Annotated in this window: 15 protein-coding genes; 13 read left to right on the top strand and 2 right to left on the bottom strand. The window is 58.0% G+C overall.

Annotation, left to right across the window (positions count from 1 at the left end; genetic code table 11):
• Positions 1-54 precede the first annotated feature (54 nt).
• The 11 genes from grcA3 to I2G40_RS01685 all read left to right on the top strand — a co-directional run bounded on the left by grcA3 (position 55) and on the right by I2G40_RS01685 (position 11,285).
• Positions 55-306, top strand: a complete 252-nt coding sequence (gene grcA3 / locus I2G40_RS01635) for an autonomous glycyl radical cofactor GrcA3 (RefSeq protein WP_117746636.1) — start codon at positions 55-57, stop codon at positions 304-306.
• A 300-nt stretch (positions 307-606) separates the two neighbouring features.
• Positions 607-1,617, top strand: a complete 1,011-nt coding sequence (locus I2G40_RS01640; protein WP_229090598.1) for a LacI family DNA-binding transcriptional regulator — start codon at positions 607-609, stop codon at positions 1,615-1,617.
• Between the two features lie 183 nt (positions 1,618-1,800).
• On the top strand, positions 1,801-3,183 hold the full coding sequence (locus tag I2G40_RS01645) for a family 43 glycosylhydrolase (protein ID WP_035137642.1): 1,383 nt from the start codon (positions 1,801-1,803) through the stop codon (positions 3,181-3,183).
• A gap of 45 nt (positions 3,184-3,228) precedes the next feature.
• Positions 3,229-4,680: a PTS transporter subunit EIIC gene (locus I2G40_RS01650; protein WP_195543965.1), complete on the top strand. Its 1,452-nt coding sequence runs from the start codon at positions 3,229-3,231 to the stop codon at positions 4,678-4,680.
• Between the two features lie 101 nt (positions 4,681-4,781).
• On the top strand, positions 4,782-6,224 hold the full coding sequence (locus I2G40_RS01655; RefSeq protein ID WP_195543966.1) for a glycoside hydrolase family 32 protein: 1,443 nt from the start codon (positions 4,782-4,784) through the stop codon (positions 6,222-6,224).
• Between the two features lie 275 nt (positions 6,225-6,499).
• On the top strand, positions 6,500-7,354 hold the full coding sequence (locus I2G40_RS01660) for a DegV family protein (protein ID WP_229090599.1): 855 nt from the start codon (positions 6,500-6,502) through the stop codon (positions 7,352-7,354).
• Positions 7,355-7,528: 174 nt separating this feature from the next.
• A complete protein-coding gene (gene pflA, locus I2G40_RS01665; RefSeq protein ID WP_195543968.1) occupies positions 7,529-8,347 on the top strand; it encodes a pyruvate formate-lyase-activating protein in 819 nt (272 codons plus the stop codon).
• A 126-nt stretch (positions 8,348-8,473) separates the two neighbouring features.
• On the top strand, positions 8,474-9,214 hold the full coding sequence (gene mtnN / locus I2G40_RS01670) for a 5'-methylthioadenosine/S-adenosylhomocysteine nucleosidase (RefSeq protein ID WP_195543969.1): 741 nt from the start codon (positions 8,474-8,476) through the stop codon (positions 9,212-9,214).
• 38 nt (positions 9,215-9,252) lie between these two features.
• A complete protein-coding gene (yihA, locus tag I2G40_RS01675) occupies positions 9,253-9,843 on the top strand; it encodes a ribosome biogenesis GTP-binding protein YihA/YsxC (RefSeq protein WP_006234871.1) in 591 nt (196 codons plus the stop codon).
• Positions 9,844-9,937: 94 nt separating this feature from the next.
• Entirely contained in the window at positions 9,938-10,621 is a 684-nt protein-coding gene (locus I2G40_RS01680) for a DUF3990 domain-containing protein (RefSeq protein WP_195543970.1), read from the top strand.
• Between the two features lie 31 nt (positions 10,622-10,652).
• Positions 10,653-11,285, top strand: coding sequence for a helix-turn-helix transcriptional regulator (locus I2G40_RS01685; RefSeq protein WP_195543971.1), 633 nt, complete (start codon positions 10,653-10,655; stop codon positions 11,283-11,285).
• A gap of 286 nt (positions 11,286-11,571) precedes the next feature.
• Here I2G40_RS01685 and thrB read toward each other — a convergent pair whose 3' ends face one another.
• Both thrB and thrC read right to left on the bottom strand, forming a co-directional pair.
• Positions 11,572-12,453 (bottom strand): homoserine kinase, encoded by an 882-nt coding sequence (thrB, locus tag I2G40_RS01690; RefSeq protein WP_138374602.1) that lies wholly within the window; start codon positions 12,451-12,453, stop codon positions 11,572-11,574.
• Positions 12,454-12,656: 203 nt separating this feature from the next.
• Positions 12,657-14,174 carry a threonine synthase gene (gene thrC, locus I2G40_RS01695; protein ID WP_195543972.1) on the bottom strand — a complete coding sequence of 506 codons (1,518 nt, stop codon included), beginning with the start codon at positions 14,172-14,174 and terminating at the stop codon, positions 12,657-12,659.
• Between the two features lie 103 nt (positions 14,175-14,277).
• On the opposite strand from thrC, the gene I2G40_RS01700 reads away from it, so the two are divergent.
• The gene (locus I2G40_RS01700) at positions 14,278-15,666 is read left to right on the top strand and encodes an aspartate kinase (RefSeq protein WP_195543973.1); all 1,389 of its coding nucleotides are present in this window, start codon (positions 14,278-14,280) and stop codon (positions 15,664-15,666) included.
• 173 nt (positions 15,667-15,839) lie between these two features.
• On the top strand, positions 15,840-16,865 hold the full coding sequence (locus tag I2G40_RS01705) for an aspartate-semialdehyde dehydrogenase (RefSeq protein WP_195543974.1): 1,026 nt from the start codon (positions 15,840-15,842) through the stop codon (positions 16,863-16,865).
• Positions 16,866-16,928: the final 63 nt, after the last annotated feature.

Here is a 16,928-nt window from a genome sequence, read left to right on the forward strand (position 1 = left end):
TACTGATTAGTGCGCCGGTTTCGGCCGGCGCCTATCGATCGAAGGAGACACATTATGAAGGTTTCTGAAGTTTCTGAGACTCAGGCCGATAACCTGGTCCACATGCTCGACGCTTACGCCGAGAAGGGTGGCCACCACCTGAACATCAACGTCTTCAACCGTGAGACGTTGCTCGACGCTCAGGCTCACCCCGAGAAGTATCCGCAGCTGACCATTCGCGTTTCCGGCTATGCCGTGAACTTCCACACGCTCACCAAGGAGCAGCAGGACGAGGTCATTGCGCGTACCTTCCACAACAAGTTCTAAAGGGATTTAACTCCCGCAGGATCGCCGGGCCGCTTTGGGTTACTTTCCAAAACGTCCTCGGACATGCAAAGGGCTCCGCTGCGCGCTTCGCGCGGCGGAGCCCTTTGCGTCCTGCGGATTGTTTTGGAAAGTAACCCAAAGCGGCCCGGCGGGGGTCCTGTGTAGTCACCCTTTGGGCGGAACTCTCCTAATTATTTGGATGAGTCGTTTACTTACTTGTACTGTTACCGTCTTCCCGCCGTTGTTGGGGTATGCTTTGTTCGTATGTAAACGTATGACATGTTGATGGGGGAGGGTGCTATGGCTCGCGAGAGTGCTCGTTCTAAGGATACGGCTAAGCCTGGCATCAAGGAAGTTGCAGCGGTGGCGGGGGTTTCGCCTACTACGGTATCTCGCGTGCTTAATAATCGCGGCTATATTAGCCAAGAGACCCGCGATAAGGTCCATGCCGCGATGGAGCGCATCAACTATACGCCCAACGATATCGCCCGTGCCATGCTCAACGGTCGCCTGAATCTTATCGGTATGATCGTTCCCTTTGTGAGCAGCCCGTTCCATGCTCAGGTTGTGCAGGCGGTCGAGCGCACGTTAGCGGAAAACGGCTTTAAGATGTTGCTGTGCAACAGCGCCAATCGACCCGATCTTGAGCGTTCCTATATTGACATGCTCCGCCGCAATATGGTCGACGGCGTCATCGTCAACTCCCTCAATATCGGTGCCGAGGCATATGCCGAGATGGGCTTGAGCCTGGTTGGCATCGACTGCGATCTTGGCGAGGGCTCTGTCCAGATTGCAAGTGACAGCTATGGCATTGGCGAGCTCGCCACGCGCCGTCTGATTGATGACGGCTGCAGGCGTATCCTGTGCCTGCGCAGCAATAGCCGCATGCGCATGCCTGCCAATAAGCGTACCGATGCCTACCTCGATGTTGTTGAGCAGGCCGGTTTGTCCGCGCTTGTCCGTGAGGTTGAGTTCGTTAAGCCCGACGACGAAAAGGGCGCGGTCGTTGCGAAGATCCTCGATGAGAACCCCGATATTGACGGCATCTTTGCGGGAGACGATACGATGGCGGCCATCTGTCTCAACGTGATGAAGCAGCGTGGCTTGAGCGCTCCAGACGATATTAAGGTCGTGGGCGCGGATGGTGCCCGCCGAACTATGACGTTTATGCCTGACTTAACAACCGTACGTCAAGATATCGATCGCATCGGAGAGCTCGCGGCGCAATCCATCATCGCTCTTATTAACGGCGATAATCCCGAATCGAATATCAAGCTCCCCGTTGAACTCATTGAGGGCAAAACCGCGTAGTTCATCCCGTGCCAAAAGAATTCCTCAAACGCCTCTGATGACCGTTCGCCGGCATATGTCAACCGTTTACCGACGACTGGAACTGCGAAAAGACGTATTGGTGTGAAAACGTTTGACACATGAAAACGATTGACATATCTTGCCATTGTACCGAGTTAGTATGTCGTGGAAAGGAAGTCTCGGATGCACAAGGTGTATTACCAGCCTGAGGGAATTTGGGTAGGCGACATCATGCCGTACGGCGAGGACGGCACGTTCTATCTCTATCATCAGCGTGACACGCGTAACCCCGAACCTTTCGGAGAGCCGTTTGGCTGGGCACTCGCTACGACCAAGGATTTCGTCAACTACAAGGACTTTGGCGAGAGCCTTGAGCGCGGCGGCGACGAGGAAGTCGACCAGTACATTTATGCCGGCACGGTGTTTAAGGTGGGCGACAAGTACCATGCGCTCTACACTGGTTGCAATCGCGATAAGGTCCGCGCACGTTTGATGAAGCAGGTTCTTCTTCACGCAACGAGCGACGACGCCGTCAAGTGGGAGAAGAACATCGCCGAGACGCTGCTTCCGCCCCAGGAGGGTTACGATGACCGCAACTGGCGCGATCCCTTTGTGCTTTGGGATGAGGAGAACGAAGAGTACATGCTCATCCTCGGCACGCGTGTGGGCGAGGACAAGCGTCTGATGACCGGCCGCCTGGTCAAGTTCACCTCCAAGGATCTGACCAACTGGGAGTTCCAGGGCGACTGGTGGAACCCGGGCCTGTACACCATGTTTGAGATGCCTGATCTCTTTAAGATGGGCGACTGGTGGTACCTCGTCTTTTCCGAGTACAGCGACGGCAACAAGACCCGTTACCGCATGTCCAAGTCCATCAACGGTCCTTGGATTACCCCCGCTGACGACTCCTTCGACGGCCGCGCGTACTACGCCGCTCGCACCGCATTCGATGGCGAGCGTCGCGTTCTCTTTGGTTGGGTTCCTACGCGTGACGAGGGCGGCGACCCCAGCTCTTACCTATGGGGTGGCACCTTTATGCCCCTCGAGATCGTTCAGCGTGCCGACGGAACGCTCGGCACCAAGCTCCCCGACAGCATGCTTGGCGCCTTTGGCGAGGCTAAGGCAGTCGAGACCTTTGAGCTTTCCTGCGAGTCGGGCAAGGTCGAGCAGGTGCTCGCCGCGGATGCCGGCTCCACCTACTTGCTCGATGCCGACATTGAGCTCGGCGGTAACGCTGCCGGCTTCTCGGTCAAGTTCGCCGAGGACGCCGAGACCGGTCTTGCCTATGAGTTCCGCGCCAACCTGCGCGAGGGCAAGCTCGAGTTCACGCCGGCTCCCCAGTACCCGTGGTTCCAGGTCAACAACATGGGCCTCGAGCGTCCGTTGTTCTTTAAGGGCGAGGGCACTCACCATGTGCGTCTGGTCGTCGACGACGACATCGCGACCATCTTTGTCGATGATGTTGCGCTCAACGCTCGCTTCTGCAACAAGCAGGGCCAGGGTGTGGCGCTTACCGTCACCGACGGTGCGCTCAAGTGCGCAAACGCAACGATCGCGTCTCTGTAGCGGCAACGAACCGTTTTATGATTTAGAAAAGGAATGGAGAGGAACATGGACTACAAGGCAGTGTCCCAGCAAGTCGTCGACAACGTCGGCGGACTGGAGAACATCGAGGGCGCCACGCATTGCGTGACCCGTCTGCGTCTGGTGCTCAAGGATACGAGCAAATACAACAAGGCCGAGCTCGAGAACATCGATGGCGTCAAGGGCGTGCTGTACAACAGCGGCCAGCTCATGATCATCTTCGGTACCGGTACCGTCAACAAGGTTTACGATGAGTTTATGGCTCTGACGGGCGTTAAGGAGATCAGTGCTTCCGAGGTCAAGGGCGCTGAGGCGGACAAGAAGGGCAAGTTCTTCTCGGTCCTCAAGGTATTCTCGGACATCTTTATCCCCATCATTCCCGCCTTCGTCGGCGCTGCAATCATCATCGGCCTTAAGTCACTGATCGTTGCCAACGGCCTCTTTGGCATGGAAGGCAGCCTCGCCGATCACAGCGAGTTCCTCAAGAACCTCGCAAGCTTCTTTGCCATTATCGCCACCACGTTCGACTACCTGCCTGTCCTGGTTATGTACAGCGCGGTCAAGCGTTTTGGCGGTAACCCGATCCTGGGCATCCTCGTCGGTATCGTCATGGTTCACCCGAGCCTTATGAACCGCAACACGTTCGTTATGGACCCGACGGGTGCTGAGTACTGGAACTTCGGTCCGCTATCCATTCCCATGGTTGCTTTCCAGGGCGGCGTATTCCCTGCAATCCTGACTGCCTGGTTTATGGCCAAGGTCGAAAAGATTGCCCAGAAGTACATCCCCGAGGTCGTTTCGTTCGTCTTTGTCCCGACCGTTACCCTGATTCTTGCTAACGTCGCCCTGTTCACCGTGTTCGGCCCGCTCGGCAACCTGATCGGTGACGTCCTCGCCGGCGTAATCGATATCCTGTACAACAGGATGGGCGTCTTTGGTGCCTTTGTCTTCGCCGCGTTCCTGCAGCCGCTCGTCGTTACCGGTACGCATCAGTTCATCCAGGGTATCGAGGCAAACCTTGTTGCCACGACCGGCTTCAACTACATCCAGGCCATCTGGTCGGTTTCCATCATCGCCCAGGGCGGCGGCGCCATCGGCATGTATCTCATCCACAAGAAGCACTCCAAAGAGCGCAACATCTGCATGTCGTCCTTTATCCCGACGCTGGTCGGTATCTCCGAGCCCGCAATCTTTGCTGCAAACATGCGCTACTCGATCATCCCGTTCGTCTGCGCTTGCATCGGTGCAGGCTGCGGCGGTGCCTTCGTGAAGCTCTTTGAGGTGCGCGCTATCGGTCAGGGTCTGACCGGTGTGCTTGGCCTGCTCATCGTTACGCCCGAGACGCTCGTGTGGTATGTGGCCGGCAATCTCATCGCCTTTATCGTGCCGATCGTCTTGATCTTTGCCTACAACAAGGCAAAGGGCGTGCCGACCACCGATGAAGAGGGCGCTGGCGCTGGCTTCGACGTTAGCTTCTAGTTGAGCCGTTCAGCGTAATCTGAGGATAAGTCCATTTGAGGAAGGGCGTTCGACTCGTGTGAGTCGAGCGTCCTTCCCCATAGACGAGAAAGTCAACGGCGATGTTTAATCAAAAAAATAAGGTGACACGCGCGGACTATGAGCAGTGGCGAGCTGGACAGGACGAGACGGCGGCTCGCATCGCGTCCGACCCCGATAGGCTCCTGTTCCATGTGGAGCCTGAGCTTGGCTGGCTCAACGACCCCAACGGTTTGGTTCAGATTGGTGATACGTATCACATCTATCATCAATACGATCCGTTCGATGCTGCGCATGGCGGTCCAGTGCTTTGGAACCATCTGACGACAAAGGATTTTGTGACCTACGAGAATCACGGTCCCGTGCTGTTTCCCGATTCCGATTTGGATTCGAGTGGAGCGTATTCTGGTTCTGCCTTTGTACGTGATGGTAAGATTCACTACTTCTATACCGGCAACGTCAAGCATTTTGACCGCGATGATTACGACTACGTGTTGACGGGCCGTGAGCAAAACCAAATTCATATGGTTGCCGAGAATCCCGACGAATTGGGCGAGAAGCGCATGGCTGTTGGGCCGGTCGATTACCCCGACGATATCGGTACGCACGTGCGCGACCCCAAAATCCTTGAACACGACGGTATCTACTACATGGTTCTCGGCGCTCGTACGAAAGACAATCGTGGCTGCGTGCTTGTCTATGCCTCGCACGATCTAGAGGACTGGAGCTATGCGACGCGCATTGAGCCGGGCGAGAAGTTTGGCTTTATGTGGGAGTGCCCTGATCTATTTGAGCTTGATGGCGAGCTTATTCTCGTTTGCTGTCCGCAGGGTGTGCCCGCCGATGGTTGGTGTTACCGCAATCCGCACCAGTGCGTGTGGTTCTCCATCGAGGCCGATTGGGAGGCGCCGAGCTTTAAGATCACCGGGCAGGGCATGCCCCCGATGGTCGATGCCGGCTTTGATTTCTACGCACCGCAGTCCTTTGAGGATGCTGCGGGTCGGCGTTTGATGATCGGGTGGTCTGGTTGCCCCGATGCGACGGCAGAAAACCCGACGGTGGCACGCGGGTGGCAGTGCGCGTTGACGGTGCCGCGAGAGCTGAGCATACGCGATGGTAAGCTCTGTCAGCAGCCGGCGCACGAGATTGAGAAGGTGCGCGGCGACTGCGTTCGCGCGACAGGCGGTGAAACCGTTGAGGAGCCGGGCCGCCTGTTTGATCTTGTGGTTTCCTGTGAGGGCGCCAAGATGGTCGAGCTCGAAATCCGCAAGGGTGTCTTTGTGCGTTATACGGACGGGATGCTTACCCTCGATATGGGTGACGAAGGCTATGGGCGCGACCAGAGGTCGATTGAGCTCGGCGAGCTTCGCGACCTACGCGTGCTTTCGGACACTACGATGGTCGAGATTTTTGCAAATGGCGGCGAGGCGGCACTTACGAGCCGTACCTATTCGCCGGCGGTTCCGGCGATGGAGCTGCACGCCGAGGGTGCGGTATCGATGAATTTCTACCGCCTCGTGCATTAACCGTGCATGGAGTACGATTGGACTTGCTGGGCGGAATGTGTCGCAGTTACCGCGGCCAGCTACCGTTTATCGCGTATAGCGACCGTTTGCGGAATAAGTAACACTCCTTAATAAACCGTGTAGAATCTCAGGATGCACGGAGTTTTCCAGGGAGACGCTGTCCTTTGTTGTGTGCAAGGGGCGGCGTCTCTTTGGCGCTTGGACGCCGTTGTGCAACAGTGCGGCGGCGCGTGCCATGTATTGAAAAGCCAATGTTGAGATGGGTCGTGATAATAATGGGCAAGTACGTAATCGTGGTTGAGTCTGGGTCGGATGTGACGCCGGAGCTTTGCGAACGCTACGGCATCGTGCGCGTGCCCATGCATGTCATGATTGGTGACGAGACCGTCGAGGACGGCTCGATCGATCCGCTCGAGATTTATTCACGCTGCAACGAGTTTGGCGTAATGCCCAAGACCAGCGGCTGCGCGCCTGCGGATTTTGCTCACGTGTACGACCGTATCCATGCCGAGCAGCCCGATGCGACCATTCTGCATCTTGCGTACTCCGAGGCCACGACCTGCTCGCATCAGTCCTCCAAGATTGCAGCTAAGGGCCGCGACTACGTGTTCTCCATGGACACGCGCTTTGTCTCGGTGGGCCAGTCGCTTGTTGTCGTCGAGACCGCCAAATACATCGAGGCTCACCCCGATGCCACCGTCGACGAGATCTTTGCATTTACGAACTCCGTCATGGACCGTGTGCTGCTGGGCTTTGTTCCTACGGACCTTGCCTTCCTTAAGGCAGGCGGTCGTCTGTCCAACGTGGCATTCCTCGGTGCCCACCTGCTCAAGATTAAGCCCTGCATTGAGGTGACGGGCGGCAAGTTCGTGGCGACCAAGAAGTTCCGCGGTTCTATGCTCAAGTGCGCCCGTGCCTTTATTGACCACATGGTTGCCAAGGGCGAGATCGACTACTCGCATATTGGCCTGGCGTATTCGGTGGGTCTTTCCGAGGAGTTGCGCGACGACATGGAAATCTATGCGCGCGACCTGGGCTTTAAGGACATTACCTGGACTCAGGTTGGTGGCGTCATCTCGAGCCACTGCGGCCCGACCGCCTTCGGTGCGGTGCTCACGCTTAAGGCGTAAAGGCCGCAGGTGAGCGTTCTTCAGCCTGACATCTCGACGTAGACCCCAGCCATGGTGATGGGGGATAGATTAAAACGTGCCATTCTAGCCCGAGACGTTTAAACGCAAGCGCATGGGCTAGAATGGCTCTGGCATTTTAATTGGTTGCATCCAAGGAGAGGCAAGGTAGCGGGAATGGCTGAGATGACGCTTGAGGGTGTGGACGCTCGTCCTGAGGATTCCGCATTTGCCCTAGGCCGCGTGCATTCAATCGAGACGATGGGAACGGTCGACGGACCCGGCATTCGCTTTGTGGTGTTTGTCCAGGGCTGTCCCATGCGCTGCGCGTATTGTCACAATCCCGATACCTGGTCGGTTAACGGCGGCACCATGGTGACCGTCGAACACCTGATGGATGAGTTCCAGAGTAACCACGAGTTCTATCGCAGCGGCGGAATTACGGTTTCGGGCGGCGAGCCGCTCCTACAGCCTGAGTTTTTGGCCGACCTGTTCCGCGCCATGCACAATAACCCCGATGGCCGCGTGCATACCTGCCTTGACAGCTGCGGATATGCGTTTGATCCCAATCACCCCGAGAAGTTCGATGCCGTTCTCAACGAGACCGACATGGTGCTGCTCGATATTAAGCATGCCGACCCGGTCGAGCATAAAAAGCTGACTGGTTGCGATCCCGCACGCATCTTGGCGTTTGGCGATGAGCTTGCACGTCGCAAGATCAAGGTTGTTATCCGTCACGTGGTGGTGCCGGGCATTACCGACACGGTGGAGGAGTGCGAGAAGCTCGGTCGCCTCATCGCTCCATGGCACAACGTGGTGGGCCTGGAAATGCTGCCATATCACACGATGGGTGTCGTCAAGTACGAGCAACTGGGCATTCCCTATAAGCTCGAGGGCGTGCCCCAGATGGATACCGCGCGCATGCCCGAGCTGCGCAATGCCGTTATGACCGGCATGAAAAAGCGCCGTGCGGAGCTCAGGTCGGCCATCGGCTAACAAGCCATTTTTGCCCCTTTATGATATCCGAGCTGTACTGGCCTAACGGCTTGGTGCAGACACGGTTGAGTCAAAATGCTGGTACCATACCGTGGATAAGCAGTTTTCACAGGTTTGGGGGATGGTATGCCTACCATCGCAATCATCGGTGCGCTCGAAAAAGAGGTTGCGCAGATTAAGGAAGAGCTGAGTGGCGCGCATGAGTCGCAGGAGGCGGGCTTGACCGTTGTGAACGGTGGGCTTTCGGGTCTGACAGTAGTCGCCACGACGGCGGGCATGGGGACCGTGAACGCCGCTGCCGCAACGCAGCATCTCATCAGCAAATACGCCCCGCAGGCCGTAGTGTTTTCGGGCATTGCGGGTGGCCTTAACCCTAAACTGCATATTAACGACGTGGTTATAGGCAAGTGCCTGCGCTATCTGGATACCGATACGGCACTCATCGCCGAGTCCGCGCCGGGGCTCGAGGAGTTTGTCTCGACGCCGGTGTTGGCTGATGTCGCCGCCGCCGTGCTTGCCGAGCGTGGATTTGTGGATGTCTCGGCGGATGAGACTTCTGCGGAGAAGGACCCCAAGCAGTTCCTGTGTGGCACTATCGCCACGGGTGACCGCTTTGTTACTGGTGATGCCATGCGTAACGCTGCGATTGAGGCCACGCATGCCGATTGCGTCGAGATGGAGGGCGCGGCAATTGCGCACATCGCGGCCAAGAATGGTGTCGATTGCCTGGTGCTGCGCGCTATCAGCGATAATTGCGACGAGGCATATGACGCGTTTTGCGAGCGCGAGTTCGATCTGGACGAGTACGCTCGCACCGCGAGCGGCATCACGCTCGATATCGTCCGCCGCATTGCCGCTGCGCAATAGCGCGTCTATTTGTAAGAACCTACGACCAAGGAGTGTCCATGGCCGATTCCATTAACTATCAGCTTGCCAAGTTCGTTGCCAGCTACGGCAAGGTTTCGCAGATTCCCGAGTCCACCTGCCCCGAGGTGAGCTTTGTCGGCCGCTCCAACGTGGGCAAGTCGTCGATCATGAACAAGCTCTTTGGCCGCAAGAACCTGGTCAAGGTTTCCAGCACGCCGGGCAAGACGAGCAATATCAATTTCTTCGAGGCCGACGACGTGCACTTTGTGGACCTGCCGGGCTACGGTTTCGCGCGTCGCTCCAAGGCCGAGCGCGATCGTTGGGCCGAGCTCATTGGCGACTTTTTCGACTCCGAGCGCAGCTTTAACTTGGTCGTCTCGCTGGTGGACATTCGCCACGACCCCAGCAAGCTCGACCACGACATGATCGACTATCTACAGGGCAACGAGTTCAACTTTATCGTCTGCCTCACCAAAGCCGATAAGCTCAGCCGCACCCAGCAGGCCCGCCAGGCAGCAGCCATCAAAAAGCAGCTCAACGTCCCGGCCGAAAACGTGATCATCACAAGCTCCCAGACCGGTACCGGCATCGACGAACTCAAAAAGCGCATCGCCGAGGCCTGCCTCTAATCGGGCTGCAGCCCCTCAAAAGCTCCCATCTATATCACCCCAGTGATAGTTATTGGTAAACTATCACTGGGGTGATATTTTTTAGGAGGTCGATATGGAGCTTTGGCACGGGTCGGAGGTTGTTGTCGAGCATCCATCGTTGGATAAATGCAGGCAATTCAATGACTATGGGCGCGGGTTTTATTGCACACCGCATGAGGAAATGGCAATGGAGTGGGCATGTCGGACCGAGTCTGATGGCATTGCCAATCGATATGAGCTTGATTTAGATGGCCTTGCGATTTTGGATTTGGAATCAGGTGAGTTCTCGATTCTCAACTGGCTTGCAATTCTGGCGAATAACAGAGAGTTCAATGTTTCAACGCCAGTAGCACGCGAGGGGCTTCGTTATCTGCTGGATAACTGCCTGATTGATATTTCTCCCTATGACGTTATTCGAGGCTATCGTGCAGACGATTCCTATTTCTCGTTTGCAAGACAGTTTGTCAACGGCATGATCTCGCTCAGGCAATTGCAGCGCATTATGTTTTTGGGGGATTTGGGCACTCAATATGCGCTTATGAGTGAGCGCGCGTTCTCGGCGATCAGGTTCTGCGATTGGAAGCAGGTCTCGGGAGCTGAGTTTTATCCCAAACGATTTGAGCGAGAACAGAACGCTCGACGTAAGTATCTGGATACGGTAAACGGATTTGACTCTGATGGTGTTGACATTAGGGATTTGATGGCAGGGAGGGTTGATTTGAATGATCCAAGAGTTAACGGATTGTGGGCCGAGTAGGACATACCCCGTCTACTACCTCGAGGATGCAATGAACAACCTCGGCGACTGCTTTGACTATGCCGTCAATGACTATGGAGCAGAAGGATCGGAAGTTGCTGAACTCTTTTGCCTGAGCGGGGTTGCTCGAGAGTTTGAGCGCGGCAATGCATGGGTAGTGTCGGGAAAATCGGGCGTTGAGCTGTTCGCGCTCATTGCCGAAAGGTCCGGCTATCAATCAAGGCCGATGCCAAATCGAACCTACCGATTCGAAAAGACACCGGAATACTGGACAGGCTGGATGCTGGCATACCTGCAGTGGCGCTTAGGAGAGTCTTTCGAAGATTTGCTGCATGTCGTTCCATTTGATGTGCTGCGCAGTCTGTATTGCCCCTGGCACGAAGCCTCGGAGGAACGCGTGGCTCGTCTCGTCTGCGATATGGCGAAAAAAGCGTCCAGGCAAACCAAACTTGCGTTAGCAAGAAAGAGACTCAAGAAAACCCAACAAGATCTGGCATACGAATCGGGTGTGTCACTCCGCTCAATCCAAATGTACGAGCAGCGTCAGAGAAACATCAATGAAGCCTCGGTAACAAGCGTACGAGCCATAGCAAAAGCCCTCCACTGCAACATCGAGGACCTCCTAGAACCAGTCTTCGAATACAAAGAAACCGGCGCCGTCTAAGCCAAGCACACAGCCGATGCCCGCCTCTAGGAAGTGCTCCAGCCTAGCAAGAGCCCCTATCAATAAAAATCCAAACTATCAGCCCGGCGACTTTCCAGAGCGTAGGTCCCTGTAGCCGCCGCCGGTGAAGTTAACATAGGGGAGGCTAGGGGGCTTTGCCCCCAAATCTTTCCGCAGGACGGCAGGACCCCCGCCGCACGAAGTGCGCAGCGGGGGTCCTGCCATGTCCGAGGACGATTTGGGGGCAAAGCCCCCTGGCCTCCCCGGCGAGTATACGGGACGGCGACTACAGGTATTCGATCTGGGCGCCTTCCGTGTCGCACGTCAGAATATGCGTATCACACTTAGGGAACTGCTCGCGCAGCTTGACCTGCAGGAACTTTGCCACGATGGTATCGTCGGTCACAGCCATGAGGGTCGAGCCCGAGCCGCTAATCCAGATGGTCTTAGCGCCGCCGTTAAGGCAGGTGTCGCGCACGGCGTTGTAGTCGGGAATCAGGCGGCGACGATAGGGCTCCTGAATGCGGTCGTCATTGGCGGCGGCAATCAGGTTGAGGTCACCGGTCTCCAAGCCGCGCGTCATACCGGCGATGCGGCCCATCTGCCACACGGCGGTGGAGAGCGGAATCTCCTGCGGCACGACCTTGCGCGCCTCGCTCGTGTGTACCTCGTAGGGCGGAATCACGGTAATAAAACGCAGGCGATCGCTCACCTCGTAGCGCAGGCACTGGGGGAGCGAATCGGTCGGCGTAAAGGAGCAGACGGCGCCGCCCAGGATAGCGGGGGCGACGTTATCGGGATGGCCCTCGACCTCGGTGGCGATGCGAACCAGCTCGGCGCGGTCGACGGTGTGGCCTGTCAGTGCGGCGGCGGCCATAATGCCGGCGACGACGCAGGTGGAGCTGGAGCCCAGGCCGCGGGCGACGGGCACGTCGGTCTGGATGTCGATGGCAACGGGAAAAGCCGGCTCGCCCCAGGCGGCCAGAGCATCGACAAAGCTTACATAGACCAGGTTATTCTCGTTTTGGAACTCTTCGGGGCAGCCCGTGATGGTGAGCTTGTCGGCGCGCTCAAAGGTAAAGTGCGAGTAGAGGCTGACGGCCATGCCGAGGGTATCGTAGCCAATGCCCAAGTTGGCGCTTGTTGCTGGGACGGTGATCTTGATCATGTGAGTCCTCCTGGCGTGCCTGGCTGTTTAGTTCGCTGCTCGGGCAGTCCTGCGCAAGACGGAAAGCACATTAAGTGCTTTCCTTTGCGTGCGGAACTCGCGACGAACTAAACAGCCAGGCACGCTATGCACGTTCGTCATCATCCCGGTAGGTATCTGATAAAAGAAGGTGCGCCGGCTTTCGCCGGCGCCTTATATGGGGTTTAGTTGGTAGCCATCTTTTTTGCTGCAGACTCTACGTAGTTGGCCATGTCGGCTACGTCGCAGACGTCTTCGAAGCGGACGGGTTTGGACTCGAGCTCGGCGAGCTGGGTCGGGGCGACCGTGTTGGTGGCCTGCTCGAGTACACGCATGGCCTCAAAATCATCCTCGGGAACGTCGAGGCCCAGGGCGTCGCAGCAGGCGCGTGGGAACTTGTAGGGGCTGGCGGTCGAAAGCAGCACGCGAGCCTTAGCGCCCTCGGCGGGGGCGACCTGCTCAAAGACGTGATAGCTGCAGGCGGTGTGCGGGTCGATCACGTAGCCGTTGGCGTCCCAGCAGCTCTTGATGGCGGCGCGGACCTCGTCCTCGCTGGCCCAGCCGCAGCCAAACACGCTCTGAATCTTTGCCAGCAGGTCGGCGGGAACCTCATAGCGACCAGTCTGTGCCAGCTGCTCCATAAGGCCGGCAACGAGCTCGCAGTCGCCATCGGACAGGAAGTACAGCATGCGCTCCAGGTTGGAGCTGATGAGGATGTCCATCGACGGCGAGATGGTCGTGAAGAACGGACGGTTGCGGTCGTAGACGCCGGTGGTCAGGAAGTCAGCCAGAACGTTGTTCTTGTCGCTCGCGACGATGAGCTTGGCAACGGGCAGACCCATGCGCTTGGCGTAGTAGCCGGCCAGGATATCGCCAAAGTTGCCGGTCGGCACGCAGAACTCCACGGCATTGCCGGCCTCGATGGCACCGGCGCGCAGCAGCTGCGCATAGGCGGCAAAGTAGTAGACGACCTGCGGCACCAGGCGCCCGACGTTGATGGAGTTGGCGCTCGAAAGCACCGTGCCGGCGGCTTCAAGGCGCTCGGCCAGCTCCTTATCGGCAAAGATGCGCTTGACGGCGCTCTGGGCGTCGTCGAAGTTGCCGCGGATGCCGCAGACGGCGACGTTGCCGCCCTCCTGCGTGGACATCTGCAGATTCTGCACGCGGCTGACTTTGCCTTCGGGATAAAAGACGGTGATGCCCGTGCCCGGAGCGTCGGCAAAGCCGGCGAGCGCTGCCTTGCCCGTGTCGCCCGACGTGGCGGTGACGATCATGATGCGCTCGGCGCCACCGTCCTTGGCAGAGGTGCGGGCCATCAGGCGGGGGAGCATCTGCAAGGCGACGTCCTTAAAGGCGCTCGTGGGACCGCCAAAGAGCTCCATCACATAGGTTTGAGGAGCGTCGGTGCCCGGCGCTGCGTCGAGTTTGACGAGCGGCGTGACCTCATCACTCGCAAACGTACCGCGGTAAGCCTCATTCACACAGGCCGAAATTTCTTCGTCCGTGTAATCGTTCAGTAACATTCCCAACACATTTTGAGCGATTTCAAAGTACGATTTATCGGCAAGCGAGCTGATATCGACCTGCTGGGTGCCAAGCTCGTCCGAGACAAACAAACCCCCGTCGGGAGCGATGCCGGTGCGGATTGCCACCTTACTTGAGCATGATAAAGTGCGTCCTCGTGTACTATGATAAGTTCCCATATAACAGTGCTCCTCGGATACCTTGGTCCCAATCGGTGAACCCATGGTATCAGAGCGCGCAAAACAGGTTTGCAGAGGCTTTTAGAAAGGTAACCTCCACGCCATGATAAAAATTGCCAAGTTTGGCGGCTCGTCGGTCGCCGACGCTGAACACTTCAAGAAGATCAAGGCCATCGTCGATGCCGACCCTGCCCGCCGTTTTGTGGTGGTTTCTGCCTGCGGTCGTCGCTTTAAGGGCGACACCAAGGTGACCGACCTGCTCTACCTGGTTAACGCGCACGTTAAGTATCACGTGTCGTGTGAGGAGCTGCTCGAGGACATTGGTCAGCGCTATTTTGATATCGCTGACGAGTTGGAGCTCACCTATCCCATCCGTAAGGAGTTCGCGGCCTTTGCCGAGCGCGCCCGCTCGGGCGGCTACTCCACCGAGGAGCTCGTGAGCCGCGGCGAGTACTTCACCGCTCGCCTGATGGCCGAATACCTGGGTCTGCCGTTCCTGGACGCTGCGACGGTTGTGGCATTCCATCACGACGGTACGCTCAGCATGAACCGTACCTCCGAGCTGGTGCAGGAGTACGGCCAGCAGGGCGGCTTTGTTATGCCCGGTTTCTACGGCGCGACGCGTGAGGGTCAGATCAAGCTGCTCGATCGTGGCGGCGGCGATATCTCGGGCTCGATCCTGGCCAAGTGCCTGGGTGCCGACCTGTACGAGAACTGGACCGACGTCTCGGGTTTCTATTCTGCCGATCCGCGTATTGTTCCCGAGGCTCAGCCCATTGCGCGCGTTACCTACGAGGAGCTGCGCGAGCTTTCGTACATGGGCGCAAGTGTCCTGCACGAGGAGGCCGTGTTCCCCGTGCGCGAGGCGGGTATTCCGCTGGTCATCAAGAACACCAATGCGCCGCAGGATCCTGGCACCATCATTAGCGAGACGGCTGACGAGGGTGAGGCCGAGCCCATCATTACCGGCGTGACCGGCAAGCGCGGCTTTGTCGCCATCAACGTTGCCCGCGACCGCACCAAGCCCCGCGTTGGCTTTATGCGCCGTGCACTTTCGGTGTTCGAACGCTATGACGTTTCCGTCGAGCACATGCCCACCGGTGTCGACCGCTTTGGCGCTGTGGTGCAGGAGCAGGATGTGCACGACTCGCTGTACTCGCTTGTGGGCGACATTCAGCAGGAGGTCGAGCCGCTCGAGATCGAGGTTGTCGAGGGCTTGGCGCTCATCGCGACCGTCGGTCGTAACCTGCGCGGCCGTGCGGGTATCTCGGGGCATCTGTTTGGCATGCTCGGCCAGGCCGGCGTGAGCGTGCGCATGATTTCGCAGAGCTGCGACGAGATCAACATCATTATCGGTGTCGAGGAGAAAGACTTCGACCTGGCGATTCGGACCATTTACCGTGCCTTCTCCGATGAGAACGGCATTGTGAAGGTCTCCGATTTGGAGGCTCCCACGCCGGTCGATCCCACCCTGGCCGCGCTCAAAAAGTAGCGACTGCTCGGTATATTTTTGGGACAAGTGCCAAAAATCTAGCACGGGGCGTTTCGTTTCGGTTTCGTTTCGACGGGGCGGGTTTCGTGTCCGCCCCGTTCTTGTATACACTGGCAACAACAATCGGCCTGCTCGGCGTGCAGGCAAAAGCCATAACCTTTAAAGGGGGAAGCATGAAACAGTACACGGTTGCTATTTTGGGCGCGACGGGAGCCGTGGGCACCCAGATGCTCGAGTGCTTAAACGAGCAGGAGTTTCCGGTTGGCAAGCTCAAGCTGCTGGCGAGCGCTCGTTCTGCGGGCAAAACCGTCGAGTTCCGCGGCGAGCAGATCGTGATCGAAGAGGCTTGCCCCGAGGCCTTTGAGGGCTGTGACATTGTGCTTGGAGCCGCCGGCGACGACATTGCGAAGGAGCTACTGCCCGAGGCCGTCAAGCGCGGCGCCGTCGTGGTCGACAACAGCCATGCCTTCCGTATGGATCCCGAGGTACCGCTGGTCGTGCCCGAGATCAATGCCGACGACATCAAGTGGCACCACGGCCTGATCGCCAACCCCAACTGCGCGACCATTATCGGCCTGGTTCCCACCTGGCCGCTGCATCAGCTCGCCGGCGTGAAGCGCATGATCGTCTCGACGTACCAGGCGGCTTCGGGTGCTGGCGCTCCCGGTATGGCCGAGCTCGAGGCTCAGCTGGCCGCTCTGGGCCGTGGCGAGGAGATTCCCGAGCCGCGCGCATTTGCCGCCCAGCTCGCGAGTAACCTGATTCCGCAGATTGGCGGCGTCAAGGAGGAGGGCTTTACCTCCGAGGAGATGAAGCTGCAAAACGAGGGCCGCAAGATCATGCACCTGCCCGAGCTGCGCGTGAACTGCACCTGCGTGCGCGTGCCCGTGCTGCGCTCGCACTCTGAGAGCATTACGCTCGAGTTTGAGCGCGACATTACGGTTGACGAGGCCCGTGCTGCGCTGGCCGCCGCTCCGGGCGTGAAGCTGGTTGACGACATGAGCGCCGAGGATGCGCACGATCGCTTCCCCATGCCGATGGATACGTCCGACCAGGACCTGATTTGGGTCGGTCGTGTGCGCCGCGATATCTCGAACCCCGAGGCCGCGCGTGGCATCACCTTCTGGTGCTGCGGCGATCAAATCCGTAAGGGCGCGGCAACCAACGCCGTCCAGATTGCTAAGCTGCTCTGCGAGTAGTGTGACCTGTCCGGCGGGGGCCGGGCTTAGTTTTCAGAACGTCCTCGACCATGTGTGGCGCCT

It is taken from the genome of Collinsella aerofaciens (genome assembly GCF_015558785.1).
GTDB classification, from domain to species: domain Bacteria; phylum Actinomycetota; class Coriobacteriia; order Coriobacteriales; family Coriobacteriaceae; genus Collinsella; species Collinsella aerofaciens_P.